The sequence below is a fragment of the Roseobacter sinensis genome, from assembly GCF_025755255.1.
Lineage (GTDB): Bacteria > Pseudomonadota > Alphaproteobacteria > Rhodobacterales > Rhodobacteraceae > Roseobacter > Roseobacter sinensis.
Genome location: NZ_JALIEB010000001.1, coordinates 67,234 through 92,174, shown reverse-complemented (window position 1 = coordinate 92,174; position 24,941 = coordinate 67,234). Strand labels below are relative to the sequence as shown.

Below are 24,941 nucleotides of genomic sequence, written 5' to 3'. Positions count from 1 at the left end.
CAGTGTCAGTGACCGGCCTGCAAGTCGACGACTTCGGTCAGTCTCACCACGAGTTGCCCGCTCGCTTCGCCTTCCTTCTCCTCCAGCATGCCGCGGGCGATGAGACGATCACCGACATAGAGCTCGACCGGATCTTCTACGGTCTTATCAAGCGGCAAGACAGCGTTTTCGCCTAAGGCGACAAGGTCGCGGATGAGGGGGCGGGCCTTCCCGACGCAAACGCTTACTTCGATCGGAACGGAGGTAAACGGGTTACTGGCCTCGGTGGCAGCGGTCCGGGCTGCGGGTGTCTCATCCATTGTCGGTCTCCTGCTCTGTTTCATGGAAGAACGCTGTCAAAGCCTCGCGCACACCCGACAGGATGGCTTCCAGATCGACACTGCGTTCGACCTCCCCGATACGAACGAAGGCCTGCCCATCGCCAAGCGATGGCTCCGTTACGATTTCAAAGGGCTCGCTTAGCTTGTCCTCCGCAAGGCTCTGGATCGTTTCGACATTCGACGGCGCGACGACGATTTCGATCGGTTGATGCGGTTGTTGTTTGATCATATCCATCAGCTGATCGACGATCTGCGGCCCAAGCGTGCGTTGCGCCATGTCTGGCAGAAGCTTGTCGACGATCTCGGTCAAAACGGGTTTCAAGGACAGCGTCAGCTTCGACAGCGCCTCGTTGTAGGTAAAAGACATGTCCTGCAGGTTCTGACCGAATTCCGCACTGATCTTTGTGACGGAATCGGCTTGAGCCTTCACGGCGTCGTCCCATCCGGCCTGATAGCCCTTTTCAAAGGCTTCGAGCTGCTGGTCCTCGCTCACGGCGACATTTGCGTCGCTTTCCTTCGCCTCAGGCGCTTTCGGTCCGCCAAAGTTACGATACCTGTGCGAGAGCGACATCAGGCGTTCTCCTCTTTGTCTTCAAGCCAACTGCGCAAAATCTCGACTGTTTCTTCCTGGCGTTCGCCGATCATCGATCTGAGGCGCTCCACCGGGTCGTCCGACATGCTGCCGCCCATCGGCAACTCCGGGAGCTCACCGGGCGCATCGCCACCAAACCCAGAAATCATGGGCAACTCGGGCAATTCGAAGTCGTCAGAGCCGAGTTCACCATCGAGGCCTGCCTCATTCGACGATGCGCCCTCGCCCGGCGGCAGTGCCGGCACGTCTTGTTCAGCGGGCAGAGCCGGCTTGCTCAACAGTGGGCGCACTACAAATAACCCCAGAATGAGCGTGACAAGGGCCAAGACCGCCATCTGTACAGCGGACATCACATCCAGATGCAGGCCATCGAAGAAGGATGTTGCAGCTGCCGTGCCCTGCGGGGACACGCTTTGGAGCGCCATGGATTTGATGGTTATGATGTCGCCGCGCGACTCATCGAAGCCGACCGCTGAGGCGACCAGATCCCGCAGAGCGTCGAGTTCAGCTTGATCGCGCGACACAAGCTCTTCCGCTCCGTCTTCGCCCGTGACGATCGTGTCGTTGACAAGGACGGCCACCGTCAACCGTTTGATCGCACCAGGGACCCGGACGATTTCGCGTTCCGTTTCAGAGACTTCATAGTTGATCCGTTCACGGGTCTCGCTGTTCTGCGACGAGGAGTTCTCGCCGTTCCCGCCTTCTTCGTCCGGCAGGTTCGAGGCCACGGTCACATTGCCTCCGCCCGCCTCGCTCGACGTATTGCTGCGCTCTTCGGTGTCCGTACTGATCGCAACGCGGCTCTCCGGGTCGAAGATTCTCTCGCGGATTGCTTCGCTTTCGGTGACGGTGTCTACACTGACCTCAACGACTGCGTTGCCAAAGCCAACGCGTGCTTCAAGCAATCGCTGTACCCGGTCGCGCAGAACCTGGGCCTTGTCGTCGGATCCCGCAGGCGCGGCTTCATCGGCGGTGCCGATCAACGCACCGTTTGCATCAATCACTGCGACATCTTCCGAGGCCAGACCAGCCACGGCAGATGAGACGAGAAAACGAATCGCCTTTGCCTGTTGCGGTGTGACGGCCGCGCCGGTTGGTGTGACGGAGACAGACGCCTTGGGTGTCACGCCCCGCTGGAACGGGTTGGAGCCGGTGCTCGCGATGTGCACGCGGGCCATCGCCACATGTGGACTGGACACGATTGTGCGCGCCAGCTCGCCTTCCTTGGCGCGCCAATAGGCTGCATCAAACATTTGCGACGTCGTGCCGAAACCGGACAGCGTATCGAGCAGCTCATAGCCGCGGTTCGAGTTCGCCGGAAGACCTTCGCTGGCCAAAGTCATGCGCAGCTCATCACGTTCTTTCGAGGAGACAAAGATGGAGCCGCCACGCACTTCAAACGCGGCACCGCGCTGTTCAAGCGCTCGGACAACATCACCAGCCGCCCCGTTTTCCAACCCCGCATAGAGCAATGTCATCGAAGGTGCAGACGCCATCCGGGACATGGCCAGGATTCCGAAGAACATGGCGACAGTCGCGACGATCACGATAATCTGACGGCGCAGATCCAAACCCGTCCACGCATTCAACAATTGCTGCACAATCACCTCCGTCCAGCCGAACGTTCTATTCAGCGATGCCAACAGCAATGAACGATCTGGCTTAACAATCGGTTAGTGCAATCGCGTCTATAACAAATTTCGTAACCTAAAATGGGATGGTCATGGCTGACGCAGCGATTGTTGAAGACGAGAGTGAACCAAAATCGTCAAAGATGCCTTTGATTATTGGCCTTGTCCTGCTGCTTCTGGGCGGCGGGGGTGGCTTTTATGCGACGTGGAGCGGTCTGCTCTTCGGCGCCGAATCAGAAGAGCCAAAGGCAGAAGAAACAAAAACGGTTGAAGGACCGGCCGTTGCCTTTGTTCCCATCGATCCGATCACGGTGTCCCTGCCTCCGGGCAGTCCGCAAAGTCATCTGAGGTTTCGCGCCGAACTCGAGGTTGCAAGCAAATATGCCTCTGATGTCGAAGCCGTTTTGCCACGCGTCGTGGATGTTCTGAACGGTTATCTGCGGGCTATCGACGCGCAGGACATCGCCAACCCGTCCGCTCTGACCCGTCTTCGGGCGCAAATGCTCAGACGGGTGCAGGTGGTGACGGGGCCGGAGCAGGTCAAGGACCTGCTGATCATGGAATTTGTACTGAATTAAGGAGGGTGACATGGAATTGATCGCAGATGTTTTGCTGGCGGCCGGCGCACTTGGGGCCGGATTTTATTGTCTCGTGCTTGGTCGGCGGCTCAATCGGTTCAACGACCTGGAAAAAGGTGTCGGTGGAGCTGTCGCCGTTTTGTCCGCTCAGGTCGATGACCTGACGAAGACCTTGTCGGCGGCGCAGTCAACCGCGGCAGCATCGGCGCAGACCCTGACGGACCTGACGAAGAGAGCCGAGGACATGTCGCGCAAACTCGAGTTGCAGATGGCGTCCCTGCATGATCTTCCCGAGGCTCCGCAGGTGCGTCAGCCCGCGCCACAGCCGACACCGGCTCCGGCCGCACAGGTCAGCGAACCGATGTTTGTACGTCATCGCAGCGCGGAGACTCACCAATGAAAAAGATGAAGCTTCTTTTGGGCCGGAACGGTCGTGGTTCGATCTTGCTGATCGCTGGCCTCCTTGTCGGCTCTGCGCTTCTTCGCATCGGCATCGGGGCCGGGCAGGCTGTCGCAACCGAAAACCCCTCTGCAGCTGTCGAGACCGCGGCCAAGAGTGCCACGACCTCCGACAAGCCCTTGGCGGCTGACGAACGCGAGCGCATGTCGAAGATGCTCGAGTCATTTCAGCAGCGCGAAGCCCGGCTTGCTGAACGTGAAGAGCAGATCGACATGAGGATGAAAGCCCTGTCGGTTGCGGATGAGGAGATCGAACGTCGGTTGACCAATCTGCAGCAAGCCGAAGAGTCCCTGAGAAATCTGCTCGCGCTTGCGAACACTGCGGCCGAAGATGATCTCGCGCGGCTGACGACAGTCTATGAAAACATGAAGCCGAAAGAGGCGGCCGCCTTGTTCGAGGAAATGGAGCCAGCTTTTGCAGCCGGTTTTCTCGGGCGTATGCGTCCGGATGCGGCGGCTGGGGTTATGGCGGGACTGTCTCCGCAAACGGCCTATTCCATCAGCGTCATTCTCGCGGGACGCAACGCGGACGTCCCCGAAAGCTGACCGCGCAGAGGCTTTTTTAACTTCCTTTTGCGACAATGGTGCTTGGTAATCATTGGGGTTCGAGATGATCGGAATCATTGGCGTTGTCTGCGTTTTTGCGATGGTCTTTGGCGGCTATCTGGCTGCCGGAGGCAAGATGGGCATCATCATCAAAGCTTTGCCGTTCGAGCTGACGATGATTGGCGGGGCCGCCGTTGGCGCGTTCCTCATCAGCAATGATTCGTCTGCAATCAAGCAGACGGCCCGCGACATGGGGAAGGTCTTCAAAGGTCCGAAGTGGGCGCATGAAGACTATAAGGATCTTCTATGCCTTCTGTTCGAACTCATTCGCCTCGCGCGGCAGAACCCGGTCGCGATCGAGGAGCATATCGAAGCACCGGACGACTCATCGATTTTTTCGAAATATCCCAAGATCTTGAAGGACAAGGAAGCCATTGCCCTGATTTGCGATACGATGCGTTCAGCGTCGATGAACTATGACGATCCGCATCAGGTTGAGGAGGTTCTGGAGAAGCGCATGGAGGCGAACATGCACCATGCGATGCACTCCAGCCACGCGTTGCAGACCGTCGCGGACGGGCTTCCCGCTCTCGGCATTGTGGCTGCGGTGTTGGGCATCATTAAGACAATGGGGTCAATCGATCAGCCGCCAGAAGTGCTCGGGAAACTGATTGGTGGTGCGCTTGTGGGAACCTTTCTCGGCGTATTTCTGGCCTATGGCTTTGTTGGACCATTCGCCGCGAAGGTCAAAACAATTACGGAAGAAGATGGCCACTTTTACCAGCTGATCCGTGAGGTGTTGGTTGCAAATTTGCACGCCCACGCCACCAATATCTGCATTGAAGTCGGTCGCCAGAATACGCCCTCTCATTGTCGACCCAGCTTTGCCGAGCTTGAAGAAGCGCTAAAATCGGTGAAACAAGGTGCTGCATGATCAGATTGGCGTCCCTCGCGGGTCTAATTGCTCTCTTGTTTGCGGGTGCCGCGCATTCGAATCCCATCGTCGTCCGATCCGGTGATCATGAGGGTTTCACCCGTCTGGTCTTGCGTTTGCCGGAAAATGTAACCTGGGAACTCATTGAAGAACCTGGGCTAAAGACGATCTCCTTTCGCGGGCATGACGCTGGTTTCAACGTCAGCCGGGTCTTTGATGTGATACCGCGCGATCAACTTCTCGAGGTCCGCCCCTATCCCTCCCGACTCGAACTGGACCTGTCATGCGTCTGTGACGTCAACACATTTGTCGAACGCCGAGAGTTCCTCGTCGTCGATATTCTGGATGGTCCGCCGTTGCCTCCCGAGAGCACAGCGTCTGCGCCACGCTTCATAACGGCCCGCCCTGCGTCCGGTTTCAATTTTGGCGATCTTCTTTGGTCCGACTTCGCATCCCCCGATGGTGAAGCGATTGCATCCAACAAGTCGCCGGCCGAGCAGCAACCGGATGCTATTGATCCGAGCGTCGAGGCGAGAGAGAGCGAAGCCGCCTTTGTTGAACAGACGCGCCAGCAATTGCTGGCCGGGCTCAGCAACGCGGCATCTCGGGGCATACTTGAACCCGCCACCCCAGACCTCAACGGAGTTATCGGCGAGGAGGAGATGCCACCAGCCGAAGAGATCTTTGACTCATCCGAAGAAGAAATTGTGGTGGTCGCTCCTGAAGGCGGCAACATCCGGATAACGAGCAGCCGTGACACCCCGCGTGGAGCGCTTGATGGGGATCTGATGACATCGGGTGCGGTTTGTGCGTCGCCAGATCGTGTCATGGTGCCGGAATGGGGCGGAGAGGACCCGTTCCATCTTCAGGTCGCTGGTATGAGGCGAGCGCTGTACTCAGAGGTTGACCGCCTCAATCCCGACCAGGCGATTGCGCTCGCCCGTCTCTACATCTTTTTCGGCTTTGGCGCGGAGGCCAAAGAGGTGCTGAGCTTGTCAGGTACCTTAGCTTCCGAGCATCCCGAGTTGATGGATTTGGCCGACATCATGGAGCATGGGTTCGCACGTAACCCACGGTTCGTCCATCGGTTTGCCGATTGCGAATCCGAGTTGGCGCTTTGGGCCGCAATGGCCGCCCAAGAGCTGCCGGCCGAGCAGATATTGAATGAAGCGGCAGCGTTGCGCGCTTTGGCAGCACTGCCTGACCATCTGAGGCGGTTCATTGCACCGGCACTGAGCAAGCGTCTTGCAGATAGCGGCAGTTTGGACTCCGCGTCGATTGCTTTGCGGAACACCGACTGGACCAAGACCGGCAATGAGAGCGATTCGGATCTCGCAGAAGCGACAATCGAGAAACAATCCGGGAACACCGAAAGGGCCGAGAATCTTCTGTCAGAGGTGATCGAAGACAATGCGGCCGAAACGCCTCAAGCCATGATCGCTTTGGTCAACAGCCGTCTTGACGAGGGGAAAGCGATCTCGGCTGATGTTGCGCTTCTGATCGAAACATATGCGTTCGAATGGCGCGACAGCCCGATTGCACAGGACCTCCAGCGTGCGCATGTGATTGCCTCAGCCTACTCCGATCAATTCGATAAGGCCTTCGAAGCGCTGGAAAACGAGCTTGTAACAGCGGATCCTGACCTTCTGAACGAACTGAGGTCGCTGATCTTTTCTGCTCTGTCGTCCAACGCCGATGACATTACCTTCCTGGATGCATTTTTTGCCGAGTTTCCAACGAATGCGTCTGCGCTCTCGATTGTATCGGTCGAGGCGACGGTCTCGCGACTGCTTGAATTGGGCTTTGCAGCCGAAGCGGAGGCGATCCTCGCCGATCTCCCCGCAGATCGGGCGAATGATGATCTCAGGCTTCTGCACGCCGAAGCTCTAATTGCAATGCGGCAGCCCGAAGCCGCACTCACTGTGCTCGGACTCGTACAGAGCGATCTGTCGGTCCCTTTGAAGGCAAGAGCGTTGTCGCAACTTGGCGACAACAAGGAAGCATTCAGCTTATTTGAAACCTTAGACGCGGAGCAAGATGCCGTTCGCGCAGCGTGGTTGGCGAATGAATGGACTGAATTGGTCGAGAGCGATGCTCCAGTGTTTGGGCAAGCTCGAGTTCTGTCCGAGGAAGCCATACCTCCGGTTGCCGCAGAGGACGGCATGTTGGAGATGATCGGCTCGGCCGTTGAGCAAAGCAGCTCGGCCCGAACGACTCTGGAAGAGATACTTGGTGGCTTGCCGGTCGACCCTTAGCCCCACTTCGGACCCCCGTTCGGATGACACATCATCCGGTTACGCAAAATAAACCTTGAATCGATATCTATGGACCGCTGCAGAGCGCCGCGCGAAAAGGGTCAGAATGGCACGACAGAATACGTTACTCGTTTCTTTTGCGGCCATGGCATCGACTGCCTTGGCCTGTACACTCCTTTTCGCAGCGCCGGCCCGCGCAAACACGCCGAACATTTGTGACCGGGCAGCTGCAGTTGTTTCCCAAGAGACAGGGGTTCCCTTCTCAATTCTGAAGGCGATTTCCCGGACGGAAACCGGGCGCACCCGTAATGGTGTTTTTGAACCCTGGCCCTGGGCCACGAATACAGGCGGCACAGGCCGATGGTTCGAGACCAAATCCGCAGCTGTTCAACATGCACAATCGCGTTTGAACCAGGGCCTGACCAACGTTGATATTGGGTGCTTCCAGTTGAACTACCGTTGGCATGGACATGCTTTTTCGAGCCTGGAGCACATGTTCGAGCCAATTGAAAATGCGCGCTATGCTGCTGCCTTCCTGACAGAGCTCTACGATGAGAAGGGAGAGTGGATGCGTGCCGTCGGAGCCTATCATTCGCGAACTCAAGAGCACGCAAACCGCTACAAGAGGCGCTTTTCGGAAATCCATGCAAGCCTCGGGGATGACCCCGTTGGCCACACGACGGGTAGCGTATCTCGAATTCGGGAAAATCGCTTTCCGCTGCTACAACGCTCCGACGCGCAGCCGCGGCTTGGATCCCTGGTGCCGCTGGGGCAATCAGCGCCGGGCGGTTCGCTCTTCTCGCAGACTGGAGAAATCTGACCGTGCAAAATTTGACGGCCAAAGCACTCTTCAACCCCACCGTTATGCTTGCAGTCGCATTGATGGCGGTCATCGTCATGATGATCCTGCCGATGCCCGCTTGGGTGCTCGATGTCGGCTTGGCGGCTTCCTTTGCCCTCGCCATTCTGATCTTCACAGTCACCTTGTTCATTGAGCGACCGCTCGACTTTTCTGCGTTCCCGACCATCCTGCTTGCATCTCTGATGTTAAGGCTGTCCCTCAACGTTTCATCGACCAAGCTGATCATCGGCGAAGGGCACACGGGAACGGACGCTGCCGGCGATGTGATCGAGGGGTTCGCCCAATTTGTGATGGGTGGCAGCGTCTTTCTCGGTCTTGTCGTTTTCTGCGTGTTGCTGATTGTCAACTTCATGGTGATCACCAAAGGCGCGACGCGCATGGCAGAGGTCGGTGCCCGCTTCGCCTTGGACGGCATGCCGGGTAAACAACTTGCCATTGACAGCGACATGTCCGCCGGCGCGATCACGCACGCCGAAGCACGTGAACGCCGCGAGAGAGAACAGCAAGAAACGACCTTCTTCGGTTCCCTCGATGGTGCCTCGAAGTTCGTCAAAGGTGACGCAATTGCAGGTCTGCTGATCACGCTGCTCAACCTCGTCGCCGGGCTGATCATGGGGATTGTGGTCCACGACATGCCGATCGGTCAGGCCTTCGAGACATATGCGATCCTGACCGTGGGCGACGGTTTGGTTTCGCAGATCCCCGCGGTGGTCATTTCCATCGCGTCCGCGCTCCTGTTGGCCCGTGGTGGCGCCCAAGGAGCAACGGATTTGGCGGTGTTCAGCCAACTTGGCAAGCACCCCCCGGCAATCGGAACTGTCGCCGGCTTGCTTGTGCTCTTCGCATTGTTTCCAGGCTTGCCCTTTGGCCCCTTCATTCTTGGTGGGGCGATGATGGGTGGCCTCGCTTATTGGCTGCACAAACGCGCCAAGGCGAAAGCGGACGAGGAGGACAAAGAGGACGTTCACGCCGAACTGCCCAAAGAAAAACCGCTCGGAGACATACTTGAACTGGACGATATTCACGTCGAGTTCGCGACCGATCTCGTGAATATGGTGCTGGATCCCGGAACGGGCCTGGATGCCCGTATCTCGAACATGCGCACCCATATTGCCTCGGTCTACGGGCTGATCCTGCCGGAAATCAGACTGACCGATAACGCGGCCCTGCCGGTGGGCACTTATATCTTGCGCATTCAAGGGGTCGAGCAAGCACGTGCCTCGGTGAGCCCCGATCAGATACTTGCTCTCATTCCCGAGGATGCAGCGAGCCTGCCTGATGGTCGCGATACCACGGAACCGGTCTACGGCGCGCCGGCCCGTTGGATCAAGACGCGGGATCAGGAGCAGGCCTCGCTCGATGGCCTGACACTTGTAACGCCAGCGGAGATCCTCGCGACGCATTTGCTGGAGACGGTCAAGCGGAACTTCAGCAGGTTGTTGTCTCTGAAGTCCCTGCGGCGTCTCCTGCATGAGATGACCAATGTGTCGGATGCGAAGCGCGCAGATGCAAACCGGAAGCTTCTCGACGAGATGATCCCGGATAAAGTTCCCATCGATGTACTGCATGCGGTCCTGCGGCTGCTTCTGGATGAGCAGGTTTCGATCAGAAACTTGCCGCTCATCTTGGAAGCGACCGCGGAAGCCCGCGCGCAAAACGCGCAGCCTGAGGCAATTTGTGAGCACGTCCGACAGCGGCTGGGCTTTCAATTGGTTGCCAGCATGAAACGCGATGACGGCACCCTGCCGCTGGTGCAGCTTGCCCCAGAATGGGAGGAGACGTTCAACACCTATCAGGTCGAAGCTGACCGCGGCCTGGACATTGCTCTGCCGCCCGACATCTTCAACCTTTTGGCTGAAAACATGTCGGAGAAACTAAAGGCCGCCAGCGAGAACGGGATCAACGCGGCTATCGTGACGAACACGCGCCGGCGCCGCTTCTTGCGCACCGTCATGCGCGCCAAGGGCATCAACAACCCGGTCTTGTCCTTCGAAGAAATCGGCCTTGATGCGCGGCCTTCGCTGGTCGGTGTCGTGGCAGCATGAACGGTCTGACGCAGCTCATACCGCTGCTCAACGAGACTTTGTGGCACGGGTTCGCCGTGTTTGTGCGTGTTGCCGCGATCACCTCGATGCTGCCAGCCTTCGGCGAACAGTCTGTTCCCGCACGTATCAAGCTTGTCCTCGCTTTGGCCTTTACCTTGATTGTCGCGCCTGCCATCCCAACGACACCGATCCCCGATCTGTTTGGAACAACCGCCTTCATCATCGTGACGGAGATCCTGTCCGGGCTTGCTCTCGGGATTGGCATCCGACTTTTCATTCTTGCTCTTCAGACGGCTGGATCAATCGCTGCGCACGCCACCTCTCTGTCACAAGTTCTAGGTGGAGCCGGCGTCGACCCGATGCCGGCCATGGGCTATGTGTTGATCGTGGGCGGCCTGGCGCTGGCTGTCATGACCGGCCTGCATGTCAAGGCGGCTGAGCTGATCATCCTGTCCTATGACGTCATGCCGATGGGGCGGTTGACCGAGGGCTCTGTTCTCTCAGACTGGGGTGTCGCGCAAGTCGCGCGCGCGTTCACCCTCGCATTTACCCTCGCCGCGCCCTTCGTCATTCTGTCTGTGCTCTATAATGTGGCACTCGGCGCGATCAACAAGGCCATGCCTCAGCTGATGGTGGCCTTCGTCGGCGCTCCCGTGATCACGGCGGGCGGCCTGTTCCTGCTGCTGATGTCGTCGCCTTTGATTCTCTCGGTCTGGATCCGGGCCATGGACAGCTTTCTCGGCAATCCGTTCGGTTCGACACAATGAGCGACCAGACGGAACAGGCCGACAAGAGTTTTGAGGCGACGCCTCAGAAGCTTCTTGAGGCACGCAAGAAAGGGGACATCGCACGATCCACCGAGATCCTGACCGCCTTTGCCTATGCCGGGCTGCTGGTTGCATTCTTGGCAACCGGCAGCGGCGGTCTGGTTCATCTGGGCACAACCATGATGGTCCTTATCGACCAGCCCGCGCAACTGGCGCCGCTCTTTTTCGACGGTGCGGCAGGTGCGCCGACGGGCGGTCTGATCCGAAGTGTGGCGTGGTCGATGTCTCCCTTCTTCGGCTTCCCGGCGCTTGCTGTTCTGCTTTGTCTCTTCGCGATGAGAGGTATTGTTTTTGCGCCCAACAAGGTTGCGCCGACGCTGTCGAATATCTCGGTCATCTCGAACGCGAAAAACAAATTTGGCCGCCGGGGCCTTTTCCAGTTTGCCGTAAGTTTCGCAAAGCTGCTGATTTATTCGGCCTGCCTGGCTGTGTTCATTCACGTCCGCCTCGATGAGATGGTCTCCATTCTCCAGACCAACCCGCGCCTGGTCGTCTCGCTTCTGGCGGAGATCTGCCTCTCCTTCCTTCTGGTTGTCGTGATCGTCTCTGCGGTTATCGGTGTCATTGACTCGATCTGGCAACATTTCGAACACCTGCGCAGAAACATGATGTCTCGCAAAGAGATCATGGACGAGACGAAAAATGCCGAAGGTGATCCACACATGAAACAGGAGCGCAGGCAGCGGGCGCAGGCGATTGCAGGGGCGCAGATGATGGCCGATGTGCCCAAAGCCGATGTGATTATCGTAAACCCAACCCATTACTCCGTCGCCCTCAAATGGGACCGCAAACCCGGCCAGGCCCCCGTCTGTGTGGCAAAAGGCGTCGATGAAATTGCCTTGCGCATACGTGAAATCGCTGAAGAAAACGACGTCCCTATCCGCAGCGATCCCCCGACGGCCCGCGCTCTGCACGCGACCACAGGGATCGGCGACGAAATCGCGCCAGATCATTACCGCGCGGTTGCTGCCGCTATCCGCTTTGCCGAGGCGATGCGTCAACGTGCGAAGGGTCGGATCTGATGCGTCTCGAAGAGGCCAAGACCTTGCATGCGTTGGCGGATGCCCGGTATCGCGCCCGACAGCAGCTCTTTCAAACGCTTCTGCAGCGGGAGAATGCGATCAGAGCTGATCTCGCAAAGCTCGAGGCACAGGCCAAATCGGCGGAGCAGTCTGCGAACCCTACGATGAAATCGATAGGAGCCGATGTGATCTGGAACGCGTGGCTGGGTAAAAGCAAAAGAGCTTTGAATATGAAGCTTGCGCTTATCCTCGCAGAGAAAGACCAGCACATCCGTCAGGTCAAACAAGCTTATGGCAAGGTCCTTGCCAGCGAAGAAATCGTGAAAACGATCTTACAACGACAGCTCGAGGGGGCTCGCAAGGTCGATCTCGAAACCGCAATCGACATGTCTTTGTTTGGGAATGAACTCAACAAGTCTTGACCAGAATCTGGCTTTTGGTCGCGCGAAGAAATCGATGCGGCAGGCTTGCCAAAGGGGCTTGCCCCATTGTTCCGGATCGACCGGGCGTGACATCGTCGTTGAGTAAGTCTCTTTCTGCGAACGAAAGAGGTCTGCAGGCCGCGACATGCGGCTTGTTTTCGGTCTCGCGGGCGTATCCTATCTTTTGGGATTGAAGATCAATCACCGGAGGCTCTTGAGAACGCCTTCGGCCGAATCTTCATTCCAGACTGAGGATTTCAGCACGACGGACTAGCGACGATCTGGCCATGAGAAGATAAGTTGCGTTTTGACGCACCCTGCGGGTCCGGCTTGTCGGTGTTATCCATGCCACCAGAGAAGCTCAGATGAGAAAAGTCAGGCGTGCTCGAGCCAGCATCCCAGCCCTCCGCGAGCAGGTCACTATGTTTCGACGTGGTCTTGGAGGAGGCCGACGACCCACGCTCCCTTGGCTCACACTGTAACGATTGAACAAACCAGTAGTTTCGGTGCCGGCCGCTGAGTGATCAAACTACTTCAGATCTTCACCTGGCTCCCATCATCGAAAAAGTCCTCATTTTTCGTTATGCGCTCACCATAGCCGCACAAAGAAAGACATGATTGCAAAGGTCACGACTTTAGGCCAAGCAGAGGTTTAAGCTGTGCCCACGGATCGAACTCTTACTCCGGCGATGCCGTTGTCGAGAGCGATGAGTGAAGTTGTCCAACCACAAATGGGTTAAGTCAAAGACTACGTCCAACGAAAACTTTCGAAAACCAGCGGCCGCTCCAGACCTCGCCGACGATACGATCAAGGTGGAACTTTGCAGCCAAATCTGGCTTCGCGCGGTAGGCACCGCCACCAGCAAAGATGCTCGATGAAACAGCTCCACTGCGTACCGTCATCTTTGCTTGTCACAGCGTATCTTGAGCGAAATGATCATAAATGGAGTTGATTAGCGGACAATAAACTCCGCATGCAGAGCGCCGGCAGCTTTTATGCTTTTCAAAATATCGATCATGTCTCGAGGCGCGACGCCCAGTGCATTGAGCCCTGCAATGACTTCGGAGAGGGACGTACCTGTCGGGATTTCCGCAAGACCTATACCAGGCTCCTCCTCGATCTCGGCATTTGTCCGCGGCACCACCACCGTCTCACCCTCGGAGAAGGGGTTTGGCTGCACCGCAATCGGCGCCTCTTGTATTCGAAGCGTCAGGTTCCCTTGCGATACTGCGACGCGAGATATCCGAACATCCTCGCCCATCACGATGGTTCCGGACCGCTGATCGACAACGACACGTGCCTTACGCTCAGGCAGAACTGGGATGTTTTCGATGCGACCAAGGGCATGCGCCACCGACGCCATTCTCGTCTGCGGAATATCCAACTGCACGGTCCCGGAGTCCAACATGAACGCCACAGGGCGACCGAAATCTAAGTTGATGGCCTCTTCGATCCGCGCCGCGGTGGTGAAATCAGCGTCCCGAAGTGCTAATCTCATGTTTGTCAGGCTCGAGAGATCAAACTCAATTTCCCGTTCAACGCGTGCGCCGGAAGGGATGACCCCAGCCGTTGGTACGCCTTGGGTGACATTCGCCCCGTCGCCTTCAGCCACCGCTCCGCCTGCAATGATTGTTCCTTGAGCGACAGCGTAAATCTGCCCGTCTGCCGCATTCAGTGGTGTCATGATCAAAGTTCCGCCCAGCAGGCTGTCTGCATCGCCGATGGCAGACACCGTAACGTCGATCTGGCTTCCGCCACGCGCGAAGGGCGGTAACGCCGCCGTTACCAGAACGGCAGCGACGTTTTGAGGTCGAAATTGCTCGCCCGTGACATTGACACCAAGGCGTTCGAGGATGTTCGACATGATATCTTCGGTGAACGGCGAGTTTCGCAAACCGTCCCCTGTACCGTTCAGACCGACCACAAGGCCGTACCCGACCAGATCGTTTCCGCGAACCCCATCGAACTCGACAAGATCTTTGATCCGCACTGGCCCTCCGCTCGCGACCGAAACGCTCAGGAGGACCGTGACAATAGCGGCAAGAAAAGATCTCATAGGAAGTTCACCAGATTGAGTTGCGAGCTGCGTACTGTGACCGAGTACAGGCTTTGCAGATGAAACTGCACGCTTTCCAGCTCTGTTGCGGTTTCGAACGGATCAGCAGCCAGCAGCGCATTGCGCGCAAACTCCATGCTTGTTTCCTCGGCCTGGTTTCTCGCTGCGATCATCTCGATCCGTTCTTGCACAAAACCGATACTGGCGCGCAGGCTGGTCAACTGGTCTTGATTGGATTGCAGACCGATCCCGGTGAGGCCATAGAGCTCAGCCTGCTCTTCCACATCAAAACCGAGTGCTGGATCATCGCCAAGTGCCGCAACCGTGACATGCTTCAGCAGATCCTTGAGCGCATCGTTGTCAGCTCTGATATCGAGCGAGACCCTTTCAGTATCAGAGAGCGCAAAGGGTGCGAGCGCTGTCGTCGAGCCCGAGTAAGCCAAGGCATCGAAGCCGGCAGGGTTATTGAACCAAGTTTCGGCCGCAGCGAGCGCGTCTGCCGGTGTGGGCTGTCCTGCGATGGCTGTGCGGACCAATCCGACCAAGGTCTGTGCGTCCGGCAGAGGAGCGCCGTCAGTCGCAGTGCCCGCAAAAAGGCTGCGGCCCGCGATATCGTCGTTCAGCGCGTTGATGATGCCCTCCAGTTGGCTCATCGCGTTTTCGGCTTGGTTCCCAGATACGACGCCCAAGGGCCCACCGCTTGCCAAGAGCAAGTCAATTCCCAATTGACTCCCGGAGTCCTGAACACGCTCCAACGAGTCCTGCATCGCACCGGTCAGATACTCGGCTTCGGTCGTTGCGACCGAATATCCTTGGAGCACTTCGAGCGAGCGCTCGAGGCCGGTCAGATAATTGTGGTTGCCTGAAAGAACCTGCCGAACATCGGCGACCTTTCCGCTGGAAAGCTCGTCAGTCAGGCGGGTCAAATCCTGCCGCAATGCAACGCTGCGGCGTTGAAGCATGAAGGATTGCGCAAGATCACCGAGGGATGTGGATTTCATGGCTTAGATCCTCAAAATCGTTTGCATCATTTCGTCGGCGGCCTGGATCATGCGAGCATTTGCAGCATAGGTTTGTTCCACCAAAAGCAGCTTCTGAAGCTCTTGATCCGTGTCGACGCCTTCGGCCAGGACCAACTGGGTCAGTTCTTTGAACTGGGTTGATGTGAACGTCTGGGTCTGTTCGGCCTGCGCCCGATCAGCGCCCAATTGCGACGTCAAGGTCGAGGCCAGATTGATCATCGAGAAGGCACCCGTGCCGAAATCACCGGACGCCGGGACCCGCTGTGCCGTGAGTGCACCGGACAGAGCCTGGAGCAGCCGAGAGTCCCCGACGTCCCCGGGTGCCACGGCATTCAGACCATCTCGCAAGCGCCAGGACTCTCCCCCTTGCCGATCATCTATGGCCGCGTTGATAGTCAGCCGCTCGGAGATGCCGACCTCATTCAACGGGTCGAATGCAATGCCGGTATCCGTGAAGATTCCCGGGTCACCTGGGGCCAGGGTCGGATCCACAGCGGGATCCTGGAACCGCTCGATCAAATCGCGCGCAAGCGCATCAAGTTGGGTCTGAGCCTCGACCCCCAATTCATCCCTGATCTCGAATTGAGCACCAAGAGATCCCCCACCCAGCGCGCCACGTCCGCTGCTGGTTTGGACCGGATAACCGTCCACTGTCAGGCCCGACAATTGCCCCCCTGCGAGGGTCATGTAAGGCGTGACCTGGTTGACTGGGCTGAATTCGATTTCCGCTACGCCGCCATCGAGGAGGATGGCGCCACCGGTCGAATAGAGCGCAATCTGGCCGTTCTCCCGGGCGATTTGGCGAACCGGGACGATGCCGCTGATTTCGTCGACCAGGGCCTGCCGGTTGTCCTGCAGCGCGGATGTGTCGCCACCCAAGGCCATCGTTTTCGTGATTTGACGATTGATTTCCTGAACGCTTGTCAGAGCGGTATTGAGCTGCTTGATCTGGAAGTCGATGCTCCGGTCAGCCTCGCTGCGGGCCTCTTGAATGTCTCGAGAGGCGGATGAGATCAGGGTGGCCAGATCGCGCGCCGCATTCACCGTGGCATCAAGCCGCTCGGGCGCATCCGGGCGGCTGGCCGCGGTGACCAAATCGCTTTCGAATTGGGCGATCCTTGCCGACAGTGAGTCGGGATCGTCCGGAATGCCGAGGAAGTCCTCATAGTTGGTGAGGAATTGGGTCCGATCACTTGCATTGTTGAACGCGGCCTCAGCAAGGCCGCGATCTACCAGGAGGGCAGGGTTGACGTTTCGGCTGATCCCATCGATTTTCACCCCGCCAATCTGCGATGACGACAGGTCGACGGAGCGTACCCCATAGCCCGGTGTCATCGCGTTGGCGATGTTGGCCGAAATTGTCTCGGAATTGCGCCCTGCTGCGCGCAAACCGGTCATGGCATTCGACAGTGCAGATGTGATCGTCATGTCAGGCCCTCACTTGTTAACTCAGGAGCAACGAGGCGCGTCCTATCGCTTGATGTTGGTTGTTTCCTGCAACATCTCATCCACGGTCTGGATCACCTTTGCACTCGACGAATAGGCCCGCTGAGTCTTGATCATGTCGGTCAACTCACCGGCCACGTCGGTTGTCGATTCCTCCCGGGCAAAGGATACGATGTCACCGGTTGGACCATCCCCGGCATCCCAGAGGAAGAAGGCGCCGCTCTCGCGGGACGGCAGATAGGTCTGGCTGTCGAACGCCTGAAGGCCGTTCGGGTTTGCAACATTGATCAGCGGGATCTGGTAGACCGTGCGGATCTCGCCGGTGTCAAAGCTGGCCCGAACAAAGCCGTTGGCATCAACATCAAGCCCGATGAAGTTGCCGATGGCGGAGCCGTCTTTGGTCACGGAAACAGGTGCGAAGCTGTAAGAGAGCTGCGACAGCCCCTCGGTGTCGCCGATCGCGCCGATATCAACAGAAATCGGCCCTGCGGCAACGTTCACGTCGATCAGGCCCGTCGTGGTGTTATAGGCCGGGCTGGGGCCTGCATTTGGGCCTGCAGGAATGGCCACGGGCGTGACCGTGGCCAAAGTGCCGCCGGCGGTGCGCGCGTCAGTGAAGGTCAGTGTGTAGCGACCGATTTCGGCTCCGGCTTGGGCGGAGTCGGTCATCACCATTGTCCATTCATTCGTGGCAGGGTCCGTGGCGGTCGCGGGAGCCGTCGGCGTGAACGTGATGCTGATGCTCTGCGATGTGCCCAGGTTGTCGAAGTATTCAACAGAGAGCTGCTCGGTCAGTGCTGCTGCACCGAACTCCGTCTCGGTCGCGGGGAGGTTGATCCCCAGGCTCATGTTCAGTGTCGGGTTGCCTGCAAGCTGACCGGTGTTGATCCGGATCGGTTCAAGCCCATCGGCAGTGTCCCGGGGAAACGGTGGGATCGTGCCGTCGGCGGCCGCGGGGATCCCCATCAACACCAGGCCGGAACGAGAAGTCAGATAGCCCTCGGCGTCGGTGCGGAACGATCCGGTCGTTGTCAGGAACATCGGCGCGTCAGCACCTGCGGTTTGAACCTGCGCGGCCTGCGCGACCGGCAGCATGCCCCGACCCCGAACCGCAAGATCGGTCGGGTTGGAGGTCGTGATCAATGTGCCGCGCTGATCAATCAGCCGCTGCGAACTGGCGCGCACGCCGCCAGCGGCATAGGAACCGCCGCCAGATGACAGGACCATGGATTCGAAATCTGTCTCCACCCGCTTGTAACCAAATGTCGACGCATTGGAGATGTTGTCCGAAATGGACGCCAACCGCTGAGCATTTGTTTGCAAGCCTGCAACACCTGCATTGAGCGACGATGAAATTGTCATGGGCACGCCTTTCTGATGTGATCATCCATTGACCACCCAGATAAAGGCCCCGGCTTAACACCGCGCTAACATATAAAATGCGCCCTATTTCGGCCACAATTCACCGCAGTAACACGATCTCCACCCTATTGTTGCGCGTTGCCATCGGATTGCGGTGCACCGGCTCGCGGTCGGCATGTCCGGTCACGCGCTGCATGCGCTCGGTTGCCAGCCCATTCTGCTCCAGCATGAGCCGCGTGCGTGTGGCGCGATCGGTTGACTTGTCCCAAACCGGATTGCTGGCCAGAACGATGGGGGCCGCGCGCACGTGCCCGCCAATGGCGATGTCATTGGTGACCGCCTGACTGACGCTCGCGACCATCTCTACCAGTGTCTCCATCAACTCGGTGGGCCGATCAGTGCCTTCGACAAAGAGCGGCAGCCCATCGAGAGCGAAGAGTTCGATCACCAGACCTTCATCGGTGATCCGGGTCACGATATGCTGCAACGCGTTTTTCATCACGGTGCTTTCGCCGCCAAGCGCGGTGAGCTCGGCAATGATCTCTTCAAGCTCTTCATTGGTCGCGTCCTGCGCACCATCATCCGTGGCCGTGCCGCTGTCGCCCCGTTGCTGTTGCTGTTGCGCGGCGTATTGCGTGGTCGCCCCAAGACCGTTCTGCGGGAGCGTTTCTTCCGAAAAGATGCTCTCGCCACCGAACGCGCCATCGCCGCCGCCCGAGACGCGATTCACCGGGATGGTCGGCGCGAAGTAATCCGCCAACCCCTGCCGTTGCTGTTCGGTCGTCGCATTCAACAGCCACATCATCATGAAGAAGGCCATCATCGCTGTCACGAAGTCCGCATATGCGACCTTCCAGGCGCCACCATGGTGGCCGCCGGCGATGACCTTCTTACGCTTGATGATGACTGGTGCCAGATTGCTCTGCGCAGCCATAACTCACCACTCTCGTATTCACCCAGGCAGAGTGATACCGCGAAAGGTCTTTCCACCTCCTTAATGGAGGCTTAGTTTTTCTGCCTTGTCACCAAGCCCCCGCTTTGCGCAGATACCGGCGCAGGAGGCTTGAATGTCCGCGACGATCACTGACAGCTCGTATTCTTGGGTCCGTCTCGTACTGACACTCGCGATCGCCGTGATCGTCAATGTCGGCATGTGGGCGATCATCGTGATCCTGCCGGCGGTCGAGGCGGAGTTCGGCACGAGCCGCGCCGACGCATCGATGCCCTACACGTTGACCATGATCGGGTTTGCCGTCGGCAACTTTGCCATCGGCAAGGCTGTCGACCGTTTTGGTGTGACCGTGTCGCTGATCGCCGCGGCCATAGGCGTCGCGGCGGGCTTCGGTCTGGCCACGCTCAGCCAGTCCATCGCGGCGCTGTCGCTGGCACAACTGCTTGTCGGCTTTGCCTCTGCGGTCGGCTTCGGGCCGCTGATCGCGGACATATCGCATTGGTTTGTGCGGCGGCGCGGCATCGCGGTGGCCCTGGTGGCCAGCGGCAACTACCTCTCCGGCGCCTTCTGGCCTTTGGTCCTTGCAGGGATGCTGGAGCAGGCAGGATGGCGCAGCGTCTATCTTTTCATGGCGGTCGTGACCCTGGTGGGCGTGATCCCTCTGTCCCTCGCCTTGCGCCGCCGCCTGCCGGAGGAGGCACAGGCGGCGGCGCAGACACTTTCGCTGCGCAAGGCCCGGAGCGCCGGGCTCTCACCGCGGGCGCTTCAGTATCTCCTCGGTCTCGCGGGGATCGGCTGCTGTGTCGCGATGTCGATGCCGCAGGTGCATATCGTCGCCTATTGCGTCGATCTCGGCTATGGCCCGGCAGTGGGTGCGGAGATGCTGGCCCTGATGCTGCTGGGCGGCGTTGCGTCGCGAATCGTCTCGGGGCTGCTTGCCGACCAGTTGGGCGGGGTCAGGACGCTGCTCATTGGCTCGGCGCTGCAATGTCTTGCGCTGTTTCTCTATCTGCCGTCTGACGCGCTGGTTTCGCTCTATGTGGTCAGCCTGATCTTCGGGCTCAGCCAGGGCGGCATCGTGCCGAGCTATGCGCTGATCGTGCGGGAGTATATGCCCGCGCGGGAGGCCGGTGCGCGTGTGGGCTTCGTGATGATGGCGACGATCATGGGCATGGCGCTCGGCGGCTGGATGTCGGGGTGGATCTATGACGTCAGCGGATCGTATCAGCTCGCCTTCGTGAACGGCATCCTCTGGAACGGGCTGAACATCGTGATCATGCTCTGGCTCCTGTCGCGCAGCGGCCCGCGGACACGCGAGGTGGTTCCGGCCTAACGCGCAGACGCTTCACGGACCCTTGCCAGGTTCATCTGCTTTTGCCGTTCGCGAAACCGCTCCTTGTCGGCCTCTGTTGTTTCCGCGATGCACCGATGGCAGCTGACGCCCGCCTCATACTCGGGGCGCTGGGTGTCCTCGGGCAGGATCGGGCGCCGACAGCCGTGGCAGAGCATGTGAGGGCCTTCGCGCAGCCCATGTTCGACGCTGACACGGTTGTCGAAGACAAAACAGGCGCCGTTCCACGTGCTCTCGGCCTCCGGCACCTCTTCGAGATACTTCAGAATGCCACCCTTGAGGTGGTAGACCTCCTGCACCCCCTGACCCAGCAGGTAGTTTGTGGATTTCTCGCAGCGGATGCCGCCGGTGCAGAACATCGCGACTTTCTTGCCCGCAAACCGGTCCTTGTTGGCCTCCCACCAGGCGGGGAACTCGCCAAAGCTCTCGGTCTGGGGATCAATGGCGCCTTCGAAGGTGCCGATGGCCACCTCATAGTCGTTGCGCGTATCGATGACCGCCACGTCCGGCGCCGAGATAAGGGCATTCCACTCTTTCGGCTCGACATAGTGTCCGACGCGCGCGCGGGGGTCGACATCCGGCTGGCCCATGGTCACGATCTCGCGCTTGAGCCGCACCTTCATCCTGCCGAAGGGCGGATGGTCGCTGACCGCCTCCTTCCACTCCAGATCGGCACACCCGGGCAGGGCCTTCAGATGCGCGATCACCGCATCGATGCCCGCACGCGGACCTGCAATCGTGCCGTTGATCCCTTCCTGGGCAAGCAACAGCGTGCCGCGCACTTCTTGCGCGGTGCAGAGCGCGAGCAGTGTGGGTTTGAGCGCGGCGGGGTCCGCAAGCCGGGTGAAATGATAGAGCGCTGCAATCGTGTACATGCGCGCTGCAATAGGCCGCTGCGGCCGCGCAGGCAAGAGCCGAGGCGGGCGGCGCATCTGCAGAGCACGGTTCGGTTGCCATTGACGCCCTGCGCGCCGCCCCTTACCCAAAGATGAGCGAAGAACGAGGCGCCCATGACCACAGCCCTGATCGTGATCGACCTGCAAAAGGACTTCTGCCCCGGCGGTGCGCTGGCCGTGCCGGACGGGGATGCCATCGTCGGCGGGGTCAACGCGCTGATGGCCGAGGCCGAGGCGGTGATCCTCACGCAGGACTGGCACCCGGCGGGCCATTCCTCTTTCGCCTCCTCGCATGAAGGCAAGTCTCCCTACGATTTGATCGATATGCCCTACGGGCCGCAGGTGCTCTGGCCCGATCATTGCATTCAGGGCAGCCTGGGCGCACAGTTCCACCCCGAACTGCAGGCCGACCGGGCCGATCTGATCATCCGCAAGGGCTACAACCCTGCGATCGACAGCTATTCGGCGTTTTTCGAGAACGACCACCTGACGCCCACGGGGCTGGAAGGCTACCTGCGGACCCGCAGCATCGACAGTCTGCTCATGGTCGGCCTGGCGCTGGACTTCTGTGTCAACTTCTCGGCTGTGGATGCGGCGAAGCTGGGGTTCGATGTGGAGGTGCGCGAAGACCTCTGCCGCGCGATTGATCTCGACGGCTCTCTGGCAGCGGCCCGCGACGGGATGCAGGCCGCGGGTGTCCGGTTGGAGACTGGCCATGGTTGATATCGCCAGACGGGTCTGGAACCACAAATGGAAGATCGACCCGATCGTCCGCTCTCTGATCGATACGGATTTCTACAAGCTGCTGATGTGCCAGTCCGTGTTCCGCAACAAACCCGGCACGCGCGTCACATTCAGCCTGATCAACCGATCCAAACACGTGCCGCTGGCCGAGCTCATCGACGAGGGCGAGCTGCGCGAACAGCTTGACCACATCCGGTCCCTGTCGCTGTCGCGCGGCGAGAGCACCTGGCTGCGCGGCAACACATTCTATGGCAAGCGCCAGATGTTCCGGCCCGACTTCATGGAATGGTTCGAGCATCTGCGCCTGCCGCCCTACCATCTGGAGCGCAAGGGCGATCAGTACGAGCTGACCTTCGAAGGCAACTGGCCCGAGGTCATGCTCTGGGAGATTCCAGCGCTGGCCGTGCTGATGGAGCTGCGCGGGCGCGCGGTGCTGAACCGCATGGGCAAGTTCGAGCTGCAGGTGCTCTATGCGCGTGCGATGACCCGCGTCTGGGAGAAGATCGAGGCCTTGCGCGATATTCCGGACCTGTCGATTGCCGATTTCGGCACGCGCCGACGGCACAGCTATCTCTGGCAGGACTGGTGCGTGCAGGCAATGCAGGAGGGCATGGAAGATGCCTTCACCGGCACATCGAATTGCAAGATCGCAATGAATCGCGAGTTGGAGGCGATCGGCACCAACGCCCACGAGTTACCCATGGTCTATGCGGCGCTTGCCAAGACCGATGCCGAACTGGCGCAGGCGCCCTACGACGTGCTGTCGGACTGGCATGAAGAGCACGAGGGCAACCTACGGATCATCCTGCCCGATACTTTTGGGACCAAAGGCTTTCTCGACAAGGCGCCCGACTGGTTGGCTGGCTGGACCGGTATCCGTATCGACAGCGGCGATCCGGCGAAGGCAGCGGAGATCGCCATCGACTGGTGGCATGCGCGCGGCGAAGATCCGGCGGAGAAGCGCATCATCTTCAGCGACGGGCTCGACGTGGACAAGATCCGCTCGCTGCACCGCAAGTTTGCGGGGCGCACGAATGTCTCTTTCGGTTGGGGCACGCTGCTCACCAACGACTTTCGCATGCTGGTCCCTGAAGACCGGCTGGCGCCCTTCTCCCTCGTCTGCAAGGCGGTTGCAGCGAACGGGGTGCCCACCGTGAAACTGTCGGACAATCCCAACAAGGCGATGGGCCCCGCCTCGGAAATCGCCCGTTACAAGAAGGTCTTCGGCGTGGGCGAGCAGGTGGCCCAAGACGTGATCGTCTAGGCTGCCCCGCATCGCGCCCGCTGCGGACCGGCGCGGGGCGCATGCGTGTCAGCGGTGTGATCCGGCGGCGCGCTCTGTCGTGCTGGCAGAAGAGGTCAAAAGGCATGGCAACGCCAGAGGCTGTCATCTCGGACCTGGAGAAGATGGCCGACCCCGGTGAGGTCGATCGGGTAAGTCGGTTTTTCAGAGGCGATGATCCCGACACCACCGTAATGGGCATTCAGATCGGACGGATTTTCCCCGTCGCCAAAGGCTACAGCACACTCGATCTGGGAGACGTCGAAAGCCTTCTGGCGGACAACCGCTATGAGGTGCGGATGGCGGCGATGGCGATCCTCGACTTCAAGGCGCAAAAAAGGGGCCTCGCGGACGATGAACGCAGGGCGCTGTTCGATCTCTATCTCCGCAGACACGACCGCATCAACAACTGGGACCTCGTGGACCCAGCTGCGGCGCGGGTCGTGGGCGATTACCTCATTGACAAGGACCAGTCCGTTCTGGACCGCCTGGCTGCGTCAGCGAATCCGCATGAGCGTCGCACAGCGATTGTCGCGACCCATGCGATGCTGAAACGGGGAGAGACGTCGGATACCTTCCGCATCGCCGGGCTTCTGGCCGGTGATCCGGACGATTACGTCCAGAAGGCGATTGCCTCATGGACGCGGGAGGCGGGCAAGACGGACCAGCACGCCTTGATCCGGTTTCTAGAGGACAACCTTGATGTGTTGCCACGGTCTACGGTCACGGCGGCCTCGAAACTCTTGCCCGAGCATGTCCGAACACGGTTGAGGCCGTAGCGCTGCGTCAGGCTCTTCCGGTAGCGTCCCGGCACCAGCTCAGAAGTCATGCTTTTCGGCCTCCGGACTACAGCCATTGAGGTATGCGCAAAGGGCGTAGGCGCTGCTCGCTGAACCGATCACAAACCCCACGACGCCAGGCCCAATCTTGATGCTTCGAACGTTTATGTTCGTTTTTCCCAACCGGCCTGATCGGTTCAGATCCAGCTTAACACCGCCGTCGATATCAACGTCGATGGTCCGTCGAGCTTGAGGCCGCACCCTACTATTCGGTTCGACCTCTCTCACCCAGACCGTATCCCCATCGAGGACAAACAGTTGTCGCGGCGCGTTCCAGCGTCCGCGGTCGATCGCATCAAGTGCCCGCCTGATCGTTTGCGTCTCACCCTGTGTCAGGCCGCTTCTTGCTGCGTCTCTTTCCAACAAGTAGGCAGGCGGTATCGGCTTTGTGGAGGTCTCCTGAGCAACGGCTGCGGGCCCAAGACACAAAAATGCAATTGGTAAAAAGAAACGCTTCATTGAATCGATCCTTATCCAAATACTGGCATCCTAGCACG

Annotated in this window: 24 protein-coding genes; 14 read left to right on the top strand and 10 right to left on the bottom strand. The window is 59.2% G+C overall.

Annotated features, from left to right (window positions below):
• Nucleotides 1-5 precede the first annotated feature (5 nt).
• Genes MUB52_RS00465 through fliF form a run of 3 tightly spaced genes read right to left on the bottom strand, consistent with a single transcriptional unit; the run spans nt 6 to nt 2,513 of the window.
• Nucleotides 6-299, bottom strand: coding sequence for a FliM/FliN family flagellar motor C-terminal domain-containing protein (locus tag MUB52_RS00465; RefSeq protein WP_263842216.1), 294 nt, complete (start codon nt 297-299; stop codon nt 6-8).
• Entirely contained in the window at nt 292-891 is a 600-nt protein-coding gene (locus MUB52_RS00460; RefSeq protein ID WP_263842215.1) for a FliH/SctL family protein, read from the bottom strand. Before MUB52_RS00460 ends, MUB52_RS00465 begins: the two co-directional genes overlap by 8 nt.
• Nucleotides 891-2,513: a flagellar basal-body MS-ring/collar protein FliF gene (gene fliF / locus MUB52_RS00455; protein ID WP_263842214.1), complete on the bottom strand. Its 1,623-nt coding sequence runs from the start codon at nt 2,511-2,513 to the stop codon at nt 891-893. The genes MUB52_RS00460 and fliF overlap by 1 nt, the downstream gene beginning before the upstream one ends.
• Nucleotides 2,514-2,635: 122 nt before the next feature.
• Here fliF and MUB52_RS00450 point away from each other — a divergent pair, with 122 nt between their 5' ends.
• The 10 genes from MUB52_RS00450 to MUB52_RS00405 all read left to right on the top strand — a co-directional run bounded on the left by MUB52_RS00450 (nt 2,636) and on the right by MUB52_RS00405 (nt 12,493).
• Nucleotides 2,636-3,121, top strand: a complete 486-nt coding sequence (locus MUB52_RS00450; RefSeq protein ID WP_263842213.1) for a flagellar basal body-associated FliL family protein — start codon at nt 2,636-2,638, stop codon at nt 3,119-3,121.
• A gap of 10 nt (nt 3,122-3,131) precedes the next feature.
• A complete protein-coding gene (locus tag MUB52_RS00445; protein ID WP_263842212.1) occupies nt 3,132-3,521 on the top strand; it encodes a hypothetical protein in 390 nt (129 codons plus the stop codon).
• Nucleotides 3,518-4,126, top strand: coding sequence for a MotE family protein (locus tag MUB52_RS00440; protein ID WP_404818154.1), 609 nt, complete (start codon nt 3,518-3,520; stop codon nt 4,124-4,126). Before MUB52_RS00445 ends, MUB52_RS00440 begins: the two co-directional genes overlap by 4 nt.
• Before the next feature lie 64 nt (nt 4,127-4,190).
• On the top strand, nt 4,191-5,060 hold the full coding sequence (gene motA, locus MUB52_RS00435; protein ID WP_263842211.1) for a flagellar motor stator protein MotA: 870 nt from the start codon (nt 4,191-4,193) through the stop codon (nt 5,058-5,060).
• Nucleotides 5,057-7,315 carry a tetratricopeptide repeat protein gene (locus MUB52_RS00430; protein ID WP_263842210.1) on the top strand — a complete coding sequence of 753 codons (2,259 nt, stop codon included), beginning with the start codon at nt 5,057-5,059 and terminating at the stop codon, nt 7,313-7,315. Before motA ends, MUB52_RS00430 begins: the two co-directional genes overlap by 4 nt.
• Nucleotides 7,316-7,421: 106 nt before the next feature.
• The gene (locus MUB52_RS00425) at nt 7,422-8,135 is read left to right on the top strand and encodes a transglycosylase SLT domain-containing protein (RefSeq protein ID WP_263842209.1); all 714 of its coding nucleotides are present in this window, start codon (nt 7,422-7,424) and stop codon (nt 8,133-8,135) included.
• Between the two features lie 62 nt (nt 8,136-8,197).
• Complete coding sequence (gene flhA / locus MUB52_RS00420; protein ID WP_404818153.1) at nt 8,198-10,222, top strand: flagellar biosynthesis protein FlhA; 2,025 nt, start codon at nt 8,198-8,200, stop codon at nt 10,220-10,222.
• Nucleotides 10,219-10,989, top strand: a complete 771-nt coding sequence (locus MUB52_RS00415; protein WP_263842207.1) for a flagellar biosynthetic protein FliR — start codon at nt 10,219-10,221, stop codon at nt 10,987-10,989. The genes flhA and MUB52_RS00415 overlap by 4 nt, the downstream gene beginning before the upstream one ends.
• A complete protein-coding gene (flhB, locus tag MUB52_RS00410; protein WP_263842206.1) occupies nt 10,986-12,071 on the top strand; it encodes a flagellar type III secretion system protein FlhB in 1,086 nt (361 codons plus the stop codon). Before MUB52_RS00415 ends, flhB begins: the two co-directional genes overlap by 4 nt.
• A complete protein-coding gene (locus MUB52_RS00405) occupies nt 12,071-12,493 on the top strand; it encodes a hypothetical protein (protein ID WP_263842205.1) in 423 nt (140 codons plus the stop codon). The genes flhB and MUB52_RS00405 overlap by 1 nt, the downstream gene beginning before the upstream one ends.
• 953 nt (nt 12,494-13,446) lie before the next feature.
• On the opposite strand, the gene MUB52_RS00400 is transcribed toward MUB52_RS00405, so the two are convergent.
• The 5 genes from MUB52_RS00400 to MUB52_RS00380 all read right to left on the bottom strand — a co-directional run bounded on the left by MUB52_RS00400 (nt 13,447) and on the right by MUB52_RS00380 (nt 19,314).
• Nucleotides 13,447-14,550 carry a flagellar basal body P-ring protein FlgI gene (locus tag MUB52_RS00400; RefSeq protein ID WP_263842204.1) on the bottom strand — a complete coding sequence of 368 codons (1,104 nt, stop codon included), beginning with the start codon at nt 14,548-14,550 and terminating at the stop codon, nt 13,447-13,449.
• Nucleotides 14,547-15,551, bottom strand: a complete 1,005-nt coding sequence (locus MUB52_RS00395; protein WP_263842203.1) for a flagellin — start codon at nt 15,549-15,551, stop codon at nt 14,547-14,549. The genes MUB52_RS00400 and MUB52_RS00395 overlap by 4 nt, the downstream gene beginning before the upstream one ends.
• A 3-nt stretch (nt 15,552-15,554) precedes the next feature.
• Nucleotides 15,555-17,000 (bottom strand): flagellar hook-associated protein FlgK, encoded by a 1,446-nt coding sequence (gene flgK / locus MUB52_RS00390; protein ID WP_263842202.1) that lies wholly within the window; start codon nt 16,998-17,000, stop codon nt 15,555-15,557.
• A gap of 42 nt (nt 17,001-17,042) precedes the next feature.
• On the bottom strand, nt 17,043-18,380 hold the full coding sequence (locus MUB52_RS00385) for a flagellar hook protein FlgE (protein ID WP_263842201.1): 1,338 nt from the start codon (nt 18,378-18,380) through the stop codon (nt 17,043-17,045).
• 100 nt (nt 18,381-18,480) lie between these two features.
• Nucleotides 18,481-19,314 (bottom strand): flagellar motor protein MotB, encoded by an 834-nt coding sequence (locus tag MUB52_RS00380; protein ID WP_263842200.1) that lies wholly within the window; start codon nt 19,312-19,314, stop codon nt 18,481-18,483.
• Between the two features lie 133 nt (nt 19,315-19,447).
• On the opposite strand from MUB52_RS00380, the gene MUB52_RS00375 reads away from it, so the two are divergent.
• Nucleotides 19,448-20,665 (top strand): MFS transporter, encoded by a 1,218-nt coding sequence (locus tag MUB52_RS00375; protein WP_263842199.1) that lies wholly within the window; start codon nt 19,448-19,450, stop codon nt 20,663-20,665.
• Here the strand turns inward: MUB52_RS00375 and trhO are convergent.
• Nucleotides 20,662-21,558, bottom strand: a complete 897-nt coding sequence (gene trhO, locus MUB52_RS00370) for an oxygen-dependent tRNA uridine(34) hydroxylase TrhO (protein ID WP_263842198.1) — start codon at nt 21,556-21,558, stop codon at nt 20,662-20,664. The genes MUB52_RS00375 and trhO overlap by 4 nt on opposite strands.
• A 135-nt stretch (nt 21,559-21,693) precedes the next feature.
• Here trhO and pncA point away from each other — a divergent pair, with 135 nt between their 5' ends.
• From pncA to MUB52_RS00355, 3 genes are all read left to right on the top strand, one after another.
• Nucleotides 21,694-22,302 (top strand): bifunctional nicotinamidase/pyrazinamidase, encoded by a 609-nt coding sequence (pncA, locus tag MUB52_RS00365; RefSeq protein ID WP_263842197.1) that lies wholly within the window; start codon nt 21,694-21,696, stop codon nt 22,300-22,302.
• The gene (gene pncB, locus MUB52_RS00360; RefSeq protein WP_263842196.1) at nt 22,295-23,587 is read left to right on the top strand and encodes a nicotinate phosphoribosyltransferase; all 1,293 of its coding nucleotides are present in this window, start codon (nt 22,295-22,297) and stop codon (nt 23,585-23,587) included. The genes pncA and pncB overlap by 8 nt, the downstream gene beginning before the upstream one ends.
• A 104-nt stretch (nt 23,588-23,691) precedes the next feature.
• Nucleotides 23,692-24,384, top strand: coding sequence for a DNA alkylation repair protein (locus MUB52_RS00355; protein ID WP_263842195.1), 693 nt, complete (start codon nt 23,692-23,694; stop codon nt 24,382-24,384).
• A 39-nt stretch (nt 24,385-24,423) separates the two neighbouring features.
• On the opposite strand, the gene MUB52_RS00350 is transcribed toward MUB52_RS00355, so the two are convergent.
• Nucleotides 24,424-24,903 (bottom strand): hypothetical protein, encoded by a 480-nt coding sequence (locus tag MUB52_RS00350; protein WP_263842194.1) that lies wholly within the window; start codon nt 24,901-24,903, stop codon nt 24,424-24,426.
• Nucleotides 24,904-24,941 lie beyond the last annotated feature (38 nt).

Coding starts and splice junctions, on each gene's coding strand:
- MUB52_RS00465 (WP_263842216.1), bottom strand. CDS start 299: ATGGATGAGACACCCGCAGCCCGGACCGCTGCCACCGAGGCCAGTAAC.
- MUB52_RS00460 (WP_263842215.1), bottom strand. CDS start 891: ATGTCGCTCTCGCACAGGTATCGTAACTTTGGCGGACCGAAAGCGCCT.
- MUB52_RS00450 (WP_263842213.1), top strand. CDS start 2,636: ATGGCTGACGCAGCGATTGTTGAAGACGAGAGTGAACCAAAATCGTCA.
- MUB52_RS00445 (WP_263842212.1), top strand. CDS start 3,132: ATGGAATTGATCGCAGATGTTTTGCTGGCGGCCGGCGCACTTGGGGCC.
- MUB52_RS00440 (WP_404818154.1), top strand. CDS start 3,518: ATGAAAAAGATGAAGCTTCTTTTGGGCCGGAACGGTCGTGGTTCGATC.
- motA (WP_263842211.1), top strand. CDS start 4,191: ATGATCGGAATCATTGGCGTTGTCTGCGTTTTTGCGATGGTCTTTGGC.
- MUB52_RS00430 (WP_263842210.1), top strand. CDS start 5,057: ATGATCAGATTGGCGTCCCTCGCGGGTCTAATTGCTCTCTTGTTTGCG.
- MUB52_RS00425 (WP_263842209.1), top strand. CDS start 7,422: ATGGCACGACAGAATACGTTACTCGTTTCTTTTGCGGCCATGGCATCG.
- flhA (WP_404818153.1), top strand. CDS start 8,198: ATGGCGGTCATCGTCATGATGATCCTGCCGATGCCCGCTTGGGTGCTC.
- MUB52_RS00415 (WP_263842207.1), top strand. CDS start 10,219: ATGAACGGTCTGACGCAGCTCATACCGCTGCTCAACGAGACTTTGTGG.
- flhB (WP_263842206.1), top strand. CDS start 10,986: ATGAGCGACCAGACGGAACAGGCCGACAAGAGTTTTGAGGCGACGCCT.
- MUB52_RS00405 (WP_263842205.1), top strand. CDS start 12,071: ATGCGTCTCGAAGAGGCCAAGACCTTGCATGCGTTGGCGGATGCCCGG.
- MUB52_RS00400 (WP_263842204.1), bottom strand. CDS start 14,550: ATGAGATCTTTTCTTGCCGCTATTGTCACGGTCCTCCTGAGCGTTTCG.
- MUB52_RS00395 (WP_263842203.1), bottom strand. CDS start 15,551: ATGAAATCCACATCCCTCGGTGATCTTGCGCAATCCTTCATGCTTCAA.
- flgK (WP_263842202.1), bottom strand. CDS start 17,000: ATGACGATCACATCTGCACTGTCGAATGCCATGACCGGTTTGCGCGCA.
- MUB52_RS00385 (WP_263842201.1), bottom strand. CDS start 18,380: ATGACAATTTCATCGTCGCTCAATGCAGGTGTTGCAGGCTTGCAAACA.
- MUB52_RS00380 (WP_263842200.1), bottom strand. CDS start 19,314: ATGGCTGCGCAGAGCAATCTGGCACCAGTCATCATCAAGCGTAAGAAG.
- MUB52_RS00375 (WP_263842199.1), top strand. CDS start 19,448: ATGTCCGCGACGATCACTGACAGCTCGTATTCTTGGGTCCGTCTCGTA.
- trhO (WP_263842198.1), bottom strand. CDS start 21,558: ATGTACACGATTGCAGCGCTCTATCATTTCACCCGGCTTGCGGACCCC.
- pncA (WP_263842197.1), top strand. CDS start 21,694: ATGACCACAGCCCTGATCGTGATCGACCTGCAAAAGGACTTCTGCCCC.
- pncB (WP_263842196.1), top strand. CDS start 22,295: ATGGTTGATATCGCCAGACGGGTCTGGAACCACAAATGGAAGATCGAC.
- MUB52_RS00355 (WP_263842195.1), top strand. CDS start 23,692: ATGGCAACGCCAGAGGCTGTCATCTCGGACCTGGAGAAGATGGCCGAC.
- MUB52_RS00350 (WP_263842194.1), bottom strand. CDS start 24,903: ATGAAGCGTTTCTTTTTACCAATTGCATTTTTGTGTCTTGGGCCCGCA.